General features: G+C 63.2%; 15 protein-coding genes. 5 read left to right on the plus strand and 10 right to left on the minus strand.

Annotation, left to right across the window (positions count from 1 at the left end):
• Positions 1-5 precede the first annotated feature (5 nt).
• The 3 genes from SO139_RS26740 to rocF all read right to left on the minus strand — a co-directional run bounded on the left by SO139_RS26740 (position 6) and on the right by rocF (position 2,930).
• Positions 6-545: a c-type cytochrome gene (locus SO139_RS26740; protein ID WP_498540936.1), complete on the minus strand. Its 540-nt coding sequence runs from the start codon at positions 543-545 to the stop codon at positions 6-8.
• Positions 532-1,791: a sulfite dehydrogenase gene (gene soxC / locus SO139_RS26745; protein WP_498540937.1), complete on the minus strand. Its 1,260-nt coding sequence runs from the start codon at positions 1,789-1,791 to the stop codon at positions 532-534. Before soxC ends, SO139_RS26740 begins: the two co-directional genes overlap by 14 nt.
• Positions 1,792-1,952: 161 nt before the next feature.
• Complete coding sequence (rocF, locus tag SO139_RS26750) at positions 1,953-2,930, minus strand: arginase (protein WP_498540938.1); 978 nt, start codon at positions 2,928-2,930, stop codon at positions 1,953-1,955.
• 268 nt (positions 2,931-3,198) lie between these two features.
• Here rocF and SO139_RS26755 point away from each other — a divergent pair, with 268 nt between their 5' ends.
• Positions 3,199-3,459, plus strand: coding sequence for a hypothetical protein (locus tag SO139_RS26755; protein ID WP_449382077.1), 261 nt, complete (start codon positions 3,199-3,201; stop codon positions 3,457-3,459).
• A gap of 2 nt (positions 3,460-3,461) precedes the next feature.
• Here SO139_RS26755 and SO139_RS26760 read toward each other — a convergent pair whose 3' ends face one another.
• The 3 genes from SO139_RS26760 to SO139_RS26770 are packed head-to-tail and all read right to left on the minus strand — an operon-like array spanning position 3,462 to position 8,752.
• Positions 3,462-4,643, minus strand: a complete 1,182-nt coding sequence (locus SO139_RS26760; RefSeq protein ID WP_449382076.1) for an OpgC domain-containing protein — start codon at positions 4,641-4,643, stop codon at positions 3,462-3,464.
• 60 nt (positions 4,644-4,703) lie between these two features.
• Positions 4,704-7,460, minus strand: coding sequence for an EAL domain-containing protein (locus tag SO139_RS26765; protein ID WP_498540939.1), 2,757 nt, complete (start codon positions 7,458-7,460; stop codon positions 4,704-4,706).
• A gap of 59 nt (positions 7,461-7,519) precedes the next feature.
• Positions 7,520-8,752, minus strand: coding sequence for a FecR family protein (locus SO139_RS26770; protein WP_498540940.1), 1,233 nt, complete (start codon positions 8,750-8,752; stop codon positions 7,520-7,522).
• 131 nt (positions 8,753-8,883) lie between these two features.
• Here SO139_RS26770 and SO139_RS26775 point away from each other — a divergent pair, with 131 nt between their 5' ends.
• Both SO139_RS26775 and SO139_RS26780 read left to right on the plus strand, forming a co-directional pair.
• Entirely contained in the window at positions 8,884-10,680 is a 1,797-nt protein-coding gene (locus SO139_RS26775) for a ShlB/FhaC/HecB family hemolysin secretion/activation protein (RefSeq protein WP_498540941.1), read from the plus strand.
• A gap of 121 nt (positions 10,681-10,801) precedes the next feature.
• Positions 10,802-11,632: an alpha/beta fold hydrolase gene (locus tag SO139_RS26780; protein ID WP_498540942.1), complete on the plus strand. Its 831-nt coding sequence runs from the start codon at positions 10,802-10,804 to the stop codon at positions 11,630-11,632.
• Here SO139_RS26780 and SO139_RS26785 read toward each other — a convergent pair.
• Positions 11,629-11,853, minus strand: a complete 225-nt coding sequence (locus SO139_RS26785) for a hypothetical protein (RefSeq protein ID WP_449382071.1) — start codon at positions 11,851-11,853, stop codon at positions 11,629-11,631. The genes SO139_RS26780 and SO139_RS26785 overlap by 4 nt on opposite strands.
• Before the next feature lie 72 nt (positions 11,854-11,925).
• Here SO139_RS26785 and SO139_RS26790 point away from each other — a divergent pair, with 72 nt between their 5' ends.
• Complete coding sequence (locus tag SO139_RS26790; protein ID WP_449382070.1) at positions 11,926-12,243, plus strand: c-type cytochrome; 318 nt, start codon at positions 11,926-11,928, stop codon at positions 12,241-12,243.
• 287 nt (positions 12,244-12,530) lie between these two features.
• On the opposite strand, the gene SO139_RS26795 is transcribed toward SO139_RS26790, so the two are convergent.
• From SO139_RS26795 to SO139_RS26805, 3 genes are all read right to left on the minus strand, one after another.
• On the minus strand, positions 12,531-12,872 hold the full coding sequence (locus tag SO139_RS26795; protein WP_449382069.1) for a phasin: 342 nt from the start codon (positions 12,870-12,872) through the stop codon (positions 12,531-12,533).
• A 127-nt stretch (positions 12,873-12,999) separates the two neighbouring features.
• On the minus strand, positions 13,000-13,182 hold the full coding sequence (locus tag SO139_RS26800) for a hypothetical protein (protein WP_027528419.1): 183 nt from the start codon (positions 13,180-13,182) through the stop codon (positions 13,000-13,002).
• A gap of 566 nt (positions 13,183-13,748) precedes the next feature.
• A complete protein-coding gene (locus SO139_RS26805) occupies positions 13,749-14,213 on the minus strand; it encodes a hypothetical protein (protein ID WP_449382068.1) in 465 nt (154 codons plus the stop codon).
• A 202-nt stretch (positions 14,214-14,415) separates the two neighbouring features.
• Here SO139_RS26805 and SO139_RS26810 point away from each other — a divergent pair, with 202 nt between their 5' ends.
• Positions 14,416-14,772 (plus strand): hypothetical protein, encoded by a 357-nt coding sequence (locus SO139_RS26810; protein ID WP_498540943.1) that lies wholly within the window; start codon positions 14,416-14,418, stop codon positions 14,770-14,772.
• Positions 14,773-14,795: the final 23 nt, after the last annotated feature.

Here is a 14,795-nt window from a genome sequence, read left to right on the forward strand (position 1 = left end):
GAAGCTCACTTCACGTCGGGACGCGCGTCACCGACGAACTTGTCGCGGTTCGGCATCTTGATCGCGGTGAGCGCCTTGGCGTCGAGCGTCGCATCCGCGGCCACCAGTCCATTCAGGCTGAGGATGTAGGCCGACACCGCATAGACGTCGTCAGTGCTGAGAGATTGCGGTGCGTTCTGCGGCATGGCGCGGCGGATGTAGTCGAACAGCGTCGTTGCGTAAGGCCAGTAGCTGCCGACGGTGCGGATCGGCCTCGCCGTGCCGATCGTCCCCTGCCCGCCGACCAGCCGATCGCCCAAACCGCCCTCGCCTTTGTCGCCATGGCAGGACGCGCATTGCTGAGCGAACACCTCGCCTCCCCGACTGACCGTGCCGCGCCCCTCCGGCAGATTGCTGCCGTCGCGTCCGATGTCGATGTTCCAGCCTGCGATCTCCGCGGGCGATGCCGGCCGTCCGATGCCGTAAGGACTTTGCGCAAAGACGCCGCTCGTCCACGCCCACAGCATGACCGCGACGGCGATGCCGTAAGCTTCACGCCAGCGCATTGGTCACCTCGCCGCTCTCTGCGATGCGCCAGGGCCAGATCGCGTTGTTGTGGTAGAAATAGTTTTCGCCGCGCACGGCCAGCAGCTCGGCAAGCGTCGGCTGGACGTAGCCGGTCTCGTCGATGGCGCGGCTCTGGATCACGGCGGCCTTGCCTTCCCACCGCCAGGGAAAGCGGAAGCGCGTCAACGCGCGCGTCAGGACCGGCTCCTGCAATTGCGCTGACTGCCAGCTCTTGCCGTCATCGGCGGACACCTCGACGCGGGCGATCTTGCCATGCCCGCTCCAGGCAATGCCGGTGATCTCGTGAAAGCCGGGCGCGTCGAGGCGCTGTCCGCCGGAGGGGCGCGTGATGATCGACTTGGCCTCCATGTAGAAGGAGAACTCGCGCGCGGTGCCGTCAGGCAGCAGGTCGGTGTATTTCGAGGTCTCCTCGCGCGAATAGGTGGGCTCCGACGTCACGTGCAGGCGCCGCAGCCATTTCACGCTCATGTTGCCCTCGAAACCGGGCAGGAAGAGCCGCAGCGGATAGCCTTGCTGCGGCCGCAGCCGCTCGCCGTTCTGGCTGTAGACCAGCATGGCGTCGTCGAGGCATTTCTCGATCGGGATGCTGCGCGTCAGCGCGGCGGCGTCGGCGCCTTCGGCCACGACCCATTTGGCTTCGGGCTTGAGGCCGGCTTCCTCGAGCACCAGTTTCAGGTTCACGCCGGTCCACTCGGCACAACTCACCAGGCCTACGAGGTCAGAGGCGGTCTTGCCGTAAGGCTTCGTGAAGCCGGGATTGCCCGAGCATTCCAGGAAGTGGATGCGCGATTGCGACGGAAAGCGCCGCAGGTCGTCCATGGTGAAGATCAGGGGACGTTCCACCAGGCCATGAAGCATCAAGCGATGCTGCGCCGGATCGATCGTCGGCACGCCGCCATGATGGCGCTCGTAGAATAGCCCGCTCGGCGTGATGATGCCGTCGAGCTCCTGCAGCGGCGTCCGGCTCGACGCGGATAAATACTGTTTGAGGCTTTTCGAGATGTTCTTGACGACGTTCTTCTCGAACGGCGACGGCGTCCCATAGGGCTGACTGCCCATCGGCTCGCCTGGCACCTTCATCCATTCGGGAATGTCGGGCGGCAGATTGTCCGCTTTGGCGGCCCCGCTGCCGAGAACGACTCCACTGAGTGCCGCGCCGCCAGACCTGAGGAAACGACGGCGCGTGGCCGCGTCGATGCCGGCAGTCGTTTGTGTCTTGGTCATTGCGGGCCCTCGTGGTCAACCGCATGAAATCGCCTTCCGAGCGCCTTGGCAATTCGCGTGCGTTTCAAAATCAGGCGATCGTCGCGACGGCTGATCTAAATCCACACTCGAGCGGAGGAGTTCCTTCCCGGTGCCGCAGCGCATGAACGATCTGATCGGCTCTACTCACCCGGCGAGATCGCGTTGCTCGGCGTCGGGCGGTCCGCGATCTGCTGACCGAACAGGCTCCCGATAAGCTCGACCGCCGTCCGCGCGGTGCGCCCGCGCTCGTCCAGGAACGGATTGAGCTCGACGATGTCGACCGACCGGACCAGGCCGGAATCGTGCAGCAGCTCCATGATGAGATGCGCCTCGCGATAGGTCGCCCCTCCCGGCACCGTGGTACCGACGCCAGGGGCCACGCAGGGGTCGAGAAAATCGACGTCGAAGCTGACGTGCAGCACGCCGTCGCTCTCCTTCACCCGCTCGATGAAGCGCCGGATCAGGACGGCGACCCCGAACTCGTCGATCTGGCGCATGTCGGCGACGCGGATGCGCCGCGTGCGCATCAACTCCTTCTCGAGCTTGTCGATCGAGCGCGTGCCGAACAGCTCGAGCTGGCCGGGATCGATCGAGGCCCGCGACTCCTTGCCGAGCAGCCCATTGAGACCGGGCTCGCCGCACAAGAACGCTGCGGACATGCCATGCATATTCGCCGTGATCGTCGTCGCCGGGGTGTTGTAGTCGGCATGCGCGTCGAGCCAGAGCACGAACAGTTTGCGCCCCCGCTCTTGCCAGTGACGCGCCATGGCATTGACCGAGCCCATCGACAGCGTGTGATCGCCGCCGAGAAAGATCGGGATCGCGCCGGTCTTCGCGACCTCGTAGGCGCGATGGCTCACGACCCGTGTCCAGCGCTGGATCTCGCGGTAGTGATTGGCATTCTGGGGCGGCTCGTCGCTGGAATCGGGAATGCCGGCGACCGAAAGGTCGCCATGATCGACGACCTCGAAGTCGAGATTTTCCAGCAAGGTCGCAAGGCCGGCGGTCCGCAAGGCCGCAGGACCCATCAGCGTCCCGCGCTGCGAAGCCCCCATGTCGATGGGAGCGCCGAGCAGCGCAATGCGCCTGGTTCGATCCGATGTTGTGCGATCGGTCACGACCATCTCCCTGATCAGGTCTGCGCTGAGGCGTCAGCCTAACAGAGATTCGCGTCCGTCGTTTCCCGGGGCTGATGCTGTCGCGGGCCGACACCGCTGGAACCAAACCTCGCCCACCGCATTTCCAGTGCAGGCCGGCACCCGCCGTCAAGACGGCGCCAGTCGCGGATAGCCAAAGGTCTTCGGACCCGCTGTTCAAAACGAGCGCTCGCGAGGATAGCCAAAGGTGCCGGTCCCTGTCATTTCGCGGCTGTGGAGGCCTCAAGCCTTGAGCGTGGACATACCGGAACCAGTTTCGCAGCCAGGCCTAGCCGAGCGCGCCGTCGATGCCGCAACCGACGTCTCCCGCACGATCGGCGAGGTCGCCGGCGGCCTGCATGCCGCAGTCGATCGCCTCACCGCGGCCATCCAAGAGGCGCGAAGGCCCGGCAAGCCGCTTTCGACGGTTGCCGCGATCACCCGCGAGGCTCCGCTGGCGAGCCTTTTCGTCGCGTTCCTGTTCGGCGTCGCGATTGCGCGCCGGCGCTAACGTCAGAACAGTTTCGGTCCGCGCCGATCGAGCTGCGCCTCCCATGTCGCCAGTGTGGCGGCGACGATCATCACCGCGATTCCGGCAACGCTGACCCAGAGTTGCGCGACCAAACCGCCGGAAACATCGCTGAGGAAGACCTGACCGACAAAGGACAGCAGGACTCCCAGGCAATACATCGAAAGCGAGTTCTCGCCACAGCGGATCATCGCGATCGCAAGCGGCGGCACCGGTCGGCGTTCCTTCCGCAACGTGAACCGCGAAACCACGACGGCCAGCGCGAGGAAGTGCAACAGGCGCACCGGCGCCAGGTGGCTCTTGTAGATCGGATAGATCCATTCCGAGACGTCGTCCGGGATCAGTCGTGTCAGCACATCGAACTGCCAGCTCAAGGCGATGACCAGGCTGAACAGCAGATAGAACAGCGCGAGCACCAGAGTTACCGGCGACTGCACCAGCGGTCTGATCATGTTACCGCCGCCGCCCGCATACCAGGCGCCGAACACGAACAGGAGCTGGAATGCGAACGGATTGAAGTAGAGCTCACCCGTCGGCCAGGCCGGCACGTGCCAGCTCCGGAGCTGGACCATCAGGTACACGAGGAACGAAGCGGCCAGCGTTGTCGTGGGGATGCGGATGAGGAGCCACAGCAGTAGCGGAAATGCGAGGTGCAGCAGCACGAAGGTCGGCAGGATGTCGGTATTGACGGGCGTATATTGCAGCATCGCCGCATGCACGAGCGCCGCGCCGGGGTCCTTGAAGAAGAAGCCCGTGTTGGTTTCATCGACGTAGCGCTCGCCACCGCCGACGAGCCACACCAGTGCGACATAGGCCCCAAACAGCAGCAGGAACGCGCAGTAGATCTCGAAACTGCGCCGCAGCGCCCGGACGATCACCGTGAGCCACCCCTGCTCCGGCAGGCCGCCGCCATAGGCCAGCATGCAGGTGTAACCGGAGACGAAGACGAACACCTCGGTGGTGTCGCTGAAGCCGTAATTGCGCAGCGTCAACCATGCCAGCGAATTGTCCGGGATGTGATCGATGAAGATGAACCACAGCGCCAATCCGCGGCAGACGTCCAATCGCAGATCGCGGTGGCCCTTCTGTCTGTGCAGAAGTGCTCCCTTGGCCAGCTCCGGCTGATAATCCGTCACGATCTCGATGAGCCTCGAAACGACGGGCATGTCGCACGAGACTGATGATACTGATTCTGCCGGGATTGTCTGTACCGCCGCGCGTCGCACTCAGGCGGCGCCGACGGCTTCCTGGATCGGCTGCGCCGTCAGAAACTGACGCCCAAATGCTTCGGCCGGCATCGGGCGGCCGAAGAAATAGCCCTGCCCTTCCTCGCATCCCATGCTGACCAGGAAGTCGGCCGTGGCGCGGTTCTCGATGCCTTCGGCGATCACGGAGAGGCCAAGCTGCTTGCTCAGTCCGACGGTCGAGCTGACGATCGCCGCGTCGTCGGAATCGGCGAGCAGATCGAGCACGAAGGAGCGGTCGATCTTGAGCCCGTCGAGCGGAAACTTCTTCAGATAGCTCAAGCTCGCGTAACCCGTGCCGAAATCGTCGAACAAAACGCGGACACCGAGCTCCTGGATCCGCTTGAACATGTCGAGCACCCGCGCCTCGTCGAGGAGAAGGATATCCTCGGTCACCTCGAGCTCGAGCAGCGAAGGCGAGAGGCCGGTGGCGGCGAGCAATTCGCCAACCGAATGCGCGAGATCGCCGGAATGAAGCTGCGACGGCGACAGATTGATCGCGACACGGACGTTGTTGCCGGCGAGCTCCCACGCCCGCGCCTGTTTGCAGGCCGTCTCCATCACCCAGCTGGCGATCCGTTCCGAGAGCGCCGACGTATTGACGACAGGCATGAATTCCGCCGGCGAGACGTAGCCGCGCGACGGATGACGCCACCGGATCAGCGCTTCCGCGCCGAGGAGCGCGCCGTCGACCAGACGAACCTGAGGCTGGTAGAACAGCTCGAATTCGTTGCGGTCCGCGGCCTGCGCGAGCTCGCTCTCCAGCGTCAGCCTGCTCTCGAGCTCCTCTCTGATGGTGCTCTCGAAGATCACGCAGCCGCCGCGGTGGGTCGTCTTCGCCCGGTAGAGTGCGAGATGGCCGTTGCTCAGGAGGTCGTCGGCGTTCTGCCCGCCGTCCGGATAGACCGCGACCCCGACGCTGATCCTGACGCGGTGCTGGCGCGCGCCGGCCACGAGCGGCAGCTCGAATGCGCGTGTCACGCGCTCGGTGAACACCGCGATCGGCTCATTGGCCTCGACACAGTCGATCGCGATCGCGAACTCGTCGCCGCTGAGCCGCGCGACCATCGCATTGTCTCCGGCCTCGGTCCGCAGCCGCGCGGCGACTGCCTTGAGCACGAGATCACCGGCCGCATGACCGAACACATCGTTGATCTGCTGGAAGCCGTCGAGCCCCAGCACCAGGAGCGCGATCTCGTGCGACTGCCGTTTCGCCGTCGCGACCAGGTCGACGAGCGCCGCATGCAAGGTGTTGCGGTTGCCAAGGCCGGTGAGCGAGTCGTACTCGGCGAGATATTTCACACGTTCGGCCTCGCGCTTGCGGACCGAGATATCGCGCAGGATCGCGCCATATTGGAAACCGTCTGTGCCTTGCCAGCCCGAGAAGCTGGCCTCGACCGGAAATACCTCGCCGTTCCTGCGCCGTCCCTCAAACTCGACGACGACGGCCCCGCCCGGGACCAGCAAAGCCTGACGTGCAGCGTCTCGCATCGAGAAACGCTTGCCCGCTCCGTCGATCGACGCTGCGCAGAGCGCCTCGAAGGGGCGGCCGATCATTTCCGCTGGCATGTAGCCGAAGATCGCGCTCGCGCCGGGGTTCCACACCGTGATCATGTGATTTTCGTCGGTGCAGATCAGGCCGTCGCCAAGCGACATCGCGATGCGGTGGAAGCGGCTCTCGGCGATGCGACCGAGCAGGCTGCGGAAATCGATCTCGTCGAGCGCGATCGCCGTGAGATAGGCGATGGTCGCGATGTGGAACAGCGACGTGTCGATGACGAGCGGCCATTTCAGCTGCACGAGGGCAGCGACGAGCTCGACTGCCGCCGCCGCCGCAACGAGGATCACGACCCGAACGCCCGGACCAAGCCGGCGCCAGGAGAACATCATGAGCAAGGCCAGGGCACCGAGGCCCAGGATCATGCCGGTATCGGAGGTCGAGCGCAGCGTGCGATGCTGAAGGATCGATTCCGCCGCCAGCGCCTGTAGCACGGGACCGGATGCGACATTGCCGTTGGGTACGCTGAAGCGGTCGCCAAGCTCGAGGGCGGTGGCCCCGACGAGCACCTTCTTGTCCCTCAGCTTGACAAGCGTCGTGGCGTCGCCGCGCAGCACGTCGGCAAAGGAGACGCGCGGAATTGATGCCGCACGGATCGAGAAATCGATCAGGAACGGCGAGCTCCGGTTGGCATATTGCCCCGCCAACACCGCCGCCATCGAAGGCACGAACTCTTCGCCGAGCCTCTCGCCGAAAGGATAGCGTCGAACCAGCCCGTCGGGCTCCACGGTAACATTGACGACGGCCGGCCACGACTGTTCGCCGAATGGCGTCAGAGGACGGTTGATGTGGATCCCACTGCTGCCGCTGTTCGGTGCCGGCTGCTTGAAGGACGGCAGGATCGTCGAACCGCCGACGTCCTTCAGCGCCTCGACGAAAGCTTGGTCGGATGCAGGATCGGACGGTGTGCTGAAATCGACGTCGAAGGCGACGTCGCGAACACCGGCGCTTTCGAGCTTGCGCAGGAGTTCGGCATGTAGCTGCCGCGGCCACGGCCAGACGCCGATCCGGTCGATCGATGCGGCATCGATCGCAACCACCACAATATCGCCGCTCGCCGCGCGCGATTGCCAGGCGAAGCGCAAATCGGTGAGCGCACTGCGCAGCGCGCCGTGCCATCCCGTGGACAGCACGACGGCAAGCGCAGCCACAACCAGAATATGCGGTCGATAGCGTTTCACTTAGTCCCCCGCATCCGGCTCGATCCGGATGCGCCCCCTTGATCCCCTACGGAATGGCCTCAGTGCTTGTGGCCGTTGGCATTGCCGTTACTGCCGTTGCCCCCGCCATTCCCGTTGCCGTTGCCGTTGTTGCCTTTACCGTTTCCGGTGGCACCGCTGTTTCCGTTACCATTGCCGGAATTGCCGTTGCCGGAATTTCCGTTCCCGTTACCGGAGTTTCCACTGCTGGAGTTATCACTCGACGAACCTGCGGTTGTCGCGGTCGTCGTCGTGGTCGTGGTCGTGCTCGAGGAGCTCGTGCTGCTGCTCGCGCCGCTGCTGCTTGTCGTCACCGCCGTCTGGCCGGCGCTGTTGGAGACCGTCGTCGTGCTCGTCCTGCTGTCACTCCAGACGGTGTCGGTGCTGGAGCTTGACGCACTTCTGACGGCGGCAGTTGTAACCGATCCGCGCGCGAGCCCGTGCGTCACCTTGCTGAAATTCAGCTTCACCTCGCCAAGCGCGCCTGAGATGCGGACCACGCCCGACTTGACATAAGACCCGCTCGCCGAATTCTGGGGTTTGGAAGCCGCTCCGGCTGCCTTGCCCCTCTCGATGTGCGCGAGAGCGTGGAAGGTGTGGCCGTTCGCGGCGTTGCGCGGGGCCGGCAGGCCCGATTTCGGCACCGGCACTCGCTCGATGGTCGAAGCGCGCGGCTTGCCCTGCTCGATCGGATTGAAGGTGCCGGAGCCGCTCAGGTTGAGGCCAGGCTTGTCATGCTCGAAGGCCGTCGCAGCCTGGCCTGGCATCACCCGGGCGATTTGACCGGTGCGGAAATCGGAGACCTCGACCTGCCCGCGGACGACGCCGACCTTGGTGCTGTCGGCGTTCACCGTGACGCTGAACTGCGTGCCCTTGACCACGGCGGCGAGATAGGGCGTCTCGACTTCGAAATGCTTGACGTTGCGCTTTTCGACTTCGAGCAGGATCGAGCCCGCCTGCTGCACGATGGTGGTCGAAAGTCCGTCCTTCTGCTCCGTCGGCAGACCGACGACGGAATTCGGTGAGATCAGGATTGTCTCTTCGCCGCGCACCAGAAGCACGCGACCATTACGCCCGGTCCGAATGGTATCGCCAGGCTTCAGCGTCTCTTCCTGCTTGAGCGAGACCTGCTGGACGCCGTCGGTCGCGATCCAGACCTCGCCCGACGCCTTGCTGACCGACCAGACACCGCCATCCGCGGCAAAGGCGTTGGAAGCAAATCCCAGTACGAACGCAGCCAGGAGGGTGCGCCGCATTCCATCTTTGCCGAGCATATGAGTCCTCAGTCCGCCGAAGAGCCGGCCTGAGGTTTATCGGAGATGTCTCAAGATAGGATTAGCCGGAGTCGCGGCAAGATCCATGGCCCCGTTAACCAATCGTTGACCATAAAAAACTATGAAAAATCATGCGCCTAACGATCTCTTACCATGCCCGGGGAACGACTCAGTTGAACTACGGAGATCGGTCCCGATGGAGAGGCCGGTGGAGACATTTTGTTACCGCAATGGGCCTGCTTGTGCCGACTTTTGCGGCAATTCCGCAAGCTCTCGCGCAGCAGGCGAACCAGCCGGGCTTCGATCCTCGACAGACCGAAAAATATTTCGACAGACAATCCGATCAGGACTCCCGCGGCCGCACCCCCGTAAGACTACCGAGTCTCGGCCGACCCGACCTCGGCGCCGATGCCCGGCCGCAATTCGTGCTTCGCGGCGTCAGCATCGTTGGCGAGGACAGCATTCAGCGTGACCGCATCGCCAGCACCTGGCAACCGTATCTTGGAAAGCAGATCTCGCAGGCGGACCTCGCGGCGATCGCTGGCGCGATCAGCGATCTCTATCGCTCCAACGGTTTCCATCTGAGCCGGGCTATCATCCCACCGCAGGACATCCAGGATGGACGCGTCCGGATTCAGGTGATCGAAGGCTCCATCGTCGAGACCGACTTGAAAGGCGATGGCGCCGAGCAGTTCGGCGTCCGTCCGATGCTGGATCCGGTCCTCGCCGAACATCCTTCGCGCCTCGCCACGCTTGAACGCCAGCTTTATCTGATCAACGGATGGCCGGGCGTGCGGATCGCCGATACTGCGCTCGAGGAGATCGGTACCGCGAGCGGCCGTTTCCGCCTCACCGTCTTCCTGAAGACCTGGCACATCTTCACATCGTTCGGCCTGGACAATCTTGGATCGGCATCGGTCGGACCGTGGCAGACCTATGCGACCGGAGCCTTCAACTCTTACCTCGCGCCCGGCGACACGTTGGCGGTCAACCTGTCGACGATCGCAAACGATCCGCGTCAACTTGGCTTCGGGCGATTGTCCTATGACGCGCCGGTTGGTGTCGACGGCGTGCGGCTCGGCGCCTCTATCCTGTACAGCGCGGTGCGGCCGGGCGATGCCCGTCGCCTCGACCGCGACATCACGACGACGGAAGCCTTCGAACTACGGGCAAGCGTCGTCCCGCTTCAGTCGCAGGCATCTTCGCTCACCCTCACCTCGGCCTTTACCTTCAGCAACGTATCGGAACACGATATGTTTGGGCCGTGGTACAATGACCATATCAGGACCGCGAGCCTGACCTCGGATTACCGGCTGCAGGACCGCTTCGGCGGCACCAACTATCTGACGCTGACCTATCGCCAGGGGCTCGACATCTTCGGCGCCTCGCACTGGAGCGATGACCTGCTGTCGCGCGACGGCGCCGCGGCGAACTTCTCGGTGTTGAACGCCTGGTTCACGCGCTATCAGACTCTCACCGACGCGTGGTCAATCAAGCTTTCAGGCGCGAGCCAGACCGCATCCCGGCCGCTGTTCACGTCGCAGCAATTCTATCTCGGCGGCGCCGCCTTCGGCCGTGGCTATGGCGCCGCCGAAATCAGCGGCGACAACGGGCTTGCCGGATCGTTCGAGCTCCGCTTCGACCAGACGGTCAACTTCCGCTACTGGACCGGCTACCAGATCTATGGCTTTGCCGATGCCGGCGTGGTGTGGAACGACGGCTATCAGCCGAGCGAGGGGCTGTCGCTGACATCCGCCGGCGCCGGCATACGTCTGTTCCTGTCGGAGGATTTGCGGGCTGATCTTGCCGTCGCTGTTCCGCTCAGCTACCGCGCGCCCGACAATGAGCGGCGGAACGCGCGGTTCCTGTTCACGCTATCGAACGCCTTCAGACTCTGCCCGGAGCGGGGCAAGGCAAACTGCCTATAGTTCCCCGCCTTCGTTTGCGTGCGGTCAAGCTTGCCTAAATTTAATCCCGTCCCGCCCTCACAATCGATCGATCCGTGAGTTCCCCATCACTACCTCTGCGAAAAGTGATCGGGATGAAACGATGAAAAGGGCTTTTGCGATTCTGGCGTTCCTTTGGGTTCTTGCTGCGGGCGAGTATTTCGCCGTGAGCAAGCTCGCGATCCGCCACGAGACGCTCAATCTGTTCGACGCCGCGCGCCAGCGGCCGGTCTCGGTCGACGTCGCCGTGCGTCGCGACTACGAGACCAAGGCCAATCTCGGCCTCTGGAAGCTTCCACTCGCAGTCATCAGCAACGGCAACACGGTCAAGGCGACCGAGTACTCGTTCCTCGCCAACGTGCTCGCTGCGCGCGGATATCTCGTGGCCAGCATCCAGCAGGATCTGCCGACCGATCCGCCCCTGATGACCAAGGTCGGTCAGCCCTATGTCGGTCGAAAGGGCGTTTACATGCGCTGCGAGGCCAACATCCTGTTCGTCCTGAACGAACTGAAGAAGCAGCAGGAGAACGCGGAATACGATCACATCACGCTCGTCGGTCATTCCAACGGCGGCGACGTCTCCATGTATGTCGCCCATCAGCATCCTGAGCTGGTGTCCAAGGTGATCACGCTCGACAATCTGCGGGTGCCCTTCGTGCTCAACGATCACCTCAAGATCCTGTCATTCCGCTCCAAGGACCCGAAGTTCGTCACCGATCCCGGCGTTCTGCCAACGCCCGAGCAGGCGAAATTGCGCGGCATCGACATCATCAATACCGGCGCGCAGCATACCGAGCTGAGCGACCGCGGCCCGGATTCGGTGAAGGAGAAGATCCAGGCTACGCTGGATCAGTTCCTGCGCAGCAGTTCCAGCAGCGAGCTCGCGCCGGCCGATACGACGAGCCCGATGATCATGAACCCCGGCGACTACTAGGCCCGCTCGTCAGTCGACGGCCACACCCCGGCCAAGCCGGCTTGCGGCAGATCAAGGCGGTACGCCCCCGAATACGCGACAAGGCGAACCTTGAGCGTCGAGGAAGCCCAGATGTCGCACTCCACAGAAAGTCTAAGGCTGCCCGCGGCGGCTGCGCCGGCCTTCCTTCGCCGCCTCTTCCGCTCCACCCGCAGGCTGATCCGGTCGATCATCGTCCGCATCGATCTCTCGCAATTCCCCGGATCGTGCTGCGGTTGAGCACGAACACCGGACAAATAGTTCAAGGACGCCTCATGCGCGCGCCTGTCAGACGGCTTTCCACTCTGATCATCGCAAGCGGCCTGTCCGGATCGACGGCTTTCGCCGCCGATGCCGATCACGGCGCCGACCTTGCCAAGCGCTGGTGCGCGAGCTGCCACGTCGTGACGAGTGAACAGAAACAGGCAAGCGCCGACGTCCCCGCCTTTGCCGCCATCGCGCGCAGGCCCGACTTCACGCCGGAGAAGCTGGCCTTCTTCCTGCTCGATCCGCATCCGAAGATGCCAAACTTTCCATTGAGCCGAATCGAGGCCGGCGACATTGCCGCCTATATCGGCTCGCTACGCCAGTAGCGGGCGAGAGCATGATCCAGACCCGGAGGGTCGCGTTCGCGCAAGGTGCGAAGCGGCTTTCCCTCGCGACAACCGCGGAACGCGTTTGTGCGGAGAGCACGCTCAAACAACCACCCGCTCCTCAAAGGCAAATCCCTGCCGGTTGAGCCGACAGGGATCAGCAGAAAGGATGACGGACGGCGGATGATATGCTCATCCGGTGGGCCATCATGGACCTGCCCTGCAATTGAATTCCGCGCGACGCTCTCACGCAAGATCAATTCGTGAGCACGCGCGCCGCCCGTGGTTCAGGACTTGCCTTTGCCGGGCTGCATCAGGTTGCCGGTGATCTGTCGCATATGCTCACCGGCGTTGGTGAATTGACTTCTCAGGAATTCGGACTGGATGCGCATTGCTTCCTGGAGATCGGTTGCGTGAACCAGCTTGCGCGCGTGCTCGAACGCCGCCTTCATGTTTTGTTCGGTGAAAACAAGCGCTTGCTTGGAAACCTCTGTACCGGTTCCAGGCACTGATGACATCGACTTGGTGGCAGCATCGAAAAACAGGCCGAAGGCTTTTTCCGCCTGATCAATGGTCTTCTCGGCCAGGTCGCGCAATTCGGCCGGAACTTCGAGCTTCGGTTCGATCATGTCGCCGTCCTCCCCTTGTCCCTGACTGATTTATCACACTTATCGGATCGCATTCCAGCGGCTCGGCTGGCGTCAGGGATCCCTGGGGCGGTCGGCTCTGGTTGGGACTTCGTCCGGCGACACCCCCTCACGAAAGCGGATGTTCGGGAATCTCTTCGGTGGTGAGGTCTTCCACCAGCTTGATGACCTCGAAACGCTGGCGCGGCGCGAGCTTGAGAAATGCGCGCAGCAGTCGCAGGCTCTCGACGGTTTGACTCGCGGGCGCCCCCAGCTTCAGGTGCAGTTCAGTCGCGAAATTGAGGTTTTTCATCTCGCACCTATGAAAGGAACGGCCTTCGTGAGAGGGCAGACGTCGTTCGAGAACCAACCTCGGACATGAACGGCTTTCGGCCGGGCGACCCCGGGCGGACCGCCAAACCGAATGACCCCAACGGCTCGGGCGAACCCGACGAGGTTGCAACTATGACAAGGAACAACCCTTCCGGCAAGCCAAACTGCTGGGAGAGGGTTGCTTCGTCGTCATCGCACCTCGGCAATTCCGGATAACGGACCCGGTCCACCCCCGTCCGCGACAGGATTCAGCAGGTCATAGCTGCACCTTGGCTTGATCTGCGTCAATGCGACAACCGGCGTATTTTGTTTCCCAGTATGAACCTGGAACGGGCGGGGACGATACTCACATATTAATTCGATTTGAGGGGTGGCCCCCGGTGGAAAGCTATGAACGTGCCCGGGGGCCTCACGGTTCGAAACGCCAGCTCTGCGGGCTCCTCGCCATGAGGATCTAATACGTCCCCACGAAATCAGACCTCATCCTGAGGGGCCTTACAAAGGCGGGCGTCTCGAAGGATAGCCGCTACTGCAGCAGCGATCGGGCTACTGCTTCTTCAGCGTGTAGACGTAATCATTGAGGCCCGCTTCCATGGTCCCATCATCCACGAAGTGGAAATCGATCTCGCACCCCGTCTCGAGCGTCTTGATCTTGGCGCCGGTGAAGCCGAGAGAGGCGGCGAGCGCCTTCGGATCGGCCTTCTTGCTGGAGTGCTGCAACTCGTCGAAGGCGCCCTGGAAGATCATGTCGGCGCCGTAGTCGGTGAGCTTGTACTGCGGCTTGGCGCAGGCAAAGGGGCGCGGTCCGGAGATTTCCTTGGCCGCGACGACGACTATCTTGCCCATCAACCGCGCCTGCTCGGTGCTGTCGGGTTTGTGCTGCGGATCCGCCCAAGGCGCCACCACCGCGCTCGTGAATTTCCAGCTTCCGACGTAGGAGGGGTCGGTTGCGTGAGCGGCGCCGGCCCCAGCCAGAGAAGCGAGAAAGCAGACGATGCCGGCGAATTTCATCTGAGGTCCCCTTTTTAGTCTCGTACTTGGACACGGCGCGCCCCATCGCGGTTCACCGTCTTACGATATTTTTCAAAGGCATGAACCGCCATTCGCAAGCGGACGACCAAGAGCCCAGTGCGATACGGCCACGCACGTCACGGGCGCCATGGCTGACTTCTGGACTAACGATTCGGGCGCGCGTCCAGCAAAGGAAGACGGCATGCTTTCTCGCGGCAATCTCATCAAAGGCGCGGCCGTTGCGCTTTTCACTTTCGCATCGCACGGCGCATGGGCGCAGGAGGCCAAGGTGAACCTGTTCAAGATCGTTACCGTCAAGGATGAAATCGTCATCGGACTGAACGCCGAAGAACTCCAGGCGCTCGGCGGCACCGACGCCAGCGCCGTGGCACATGCGCTGGCGCAGAAGGGCGATCTCACCGTGTGGCAATACAACGTCCACCGCGGCCAGAACGGCGAGATGCAGCAGGCGCCGACCGCCAAGATCGGACTACTGGCCAACGCCTCGCTCCGCGTCGAACCCTACACGACACCGTACCAGATCATGCCGCATCCGTGACATGCGTGATCACGCTCGAACAA

The sequence above is a fragment of the Bradyrhizobium sp. UFLA05-89 genome, assembly GCF_059803475.1.

Excerpts from the sequence above, each read along its gene's own strand:
- SO139_RS26770 (WP_498540940.1), bottom strand. The coding sequence starts at position 8,752 with ATGCTCGGCAAAGATGGAATGCGGCGCACCCTCCTGGCTGCGTTCGTA.
- SO139_RS26740 (WP_498540936.1), bottom strand. The coding sequence starts at position 545 with ATGCGCTGGCGTGAAGCTTACGGCATCGCCGTCGCGGTCATGCTGTGG.
- SO139_RS26780 (WP_498540942.1), top strand. The coding sequence starts at position 10,802 with ATGAAAAGGGCTTTTGCGATTCTGGCGTTCCTTTGGGTTCTTGCTGCG.
- SO139_RS26805 (WP_449382068.1), bottom strand. The coding sequence starts at position 14,213 with ATGAAATTCGCCGGCATCGTCTGCTTTCTCGCTTCTCTGGCTGGGGCC.
- SO139_RS26790 (WP_449382070.1), top strand. The coding sequence starts at position 11,926 with ATGCGCGCGCCTGTCAGACGGCTTTCCACTCTGATCATCGCAAGCGGC.
- SO139_RS26775 (WP_498540941.1), top strand. The coding sequence starts at position 8,884 with ATGCGCCTAACGATCTCTTACCATGCCCGGGGAACGACTCAGTTGAAC.
- SO139_RS26795 (WP_449382069.1), bottom strand. The coding sequence starts at position 12,872 with ATGATCGAACCGAAGCTCGAAGTTCCGGCCGAATTGCGCGACCTGGCC.
- SO139_RS26810 (WP_498540943.1), top strand. The coding sequence starts at position 14,416 with ATGCTTTCTCGCGGCAATCTCATCAAAGGCGCGGCCGTTGCGCTTTTC.
- SO139_RS26785 (WP_449382071.1), bottom strand. The coding sequence starts at position 11,853 with ATGCGGACGATGATCGACCGGATCAGCCTGCGGGTGGAGCGGAAGAGG.
- SO139_RS26800 (WP_027528419.1), bottom strand. The coding sequence starts at position 13,182 with ATGAAAAACCTCAATTTCGCGACTGAACTGCACCTGAAGCTGGGGGCG.
- SO139_RS26760 (WP_449382076.1), bottom strand. The coding sequence starts at position 4,643 with ATGCCCGTCGTTTCGAGGCTCATCGAGATCGTGACGGATTATCAGCCG.
- soxC (WP_498540937.1), bottom strand. The coding sequence starts at position 1,791 with ATGACCAAGACACAAACGACTGCCGGCATCGACGCGGCCACGCGCCGT.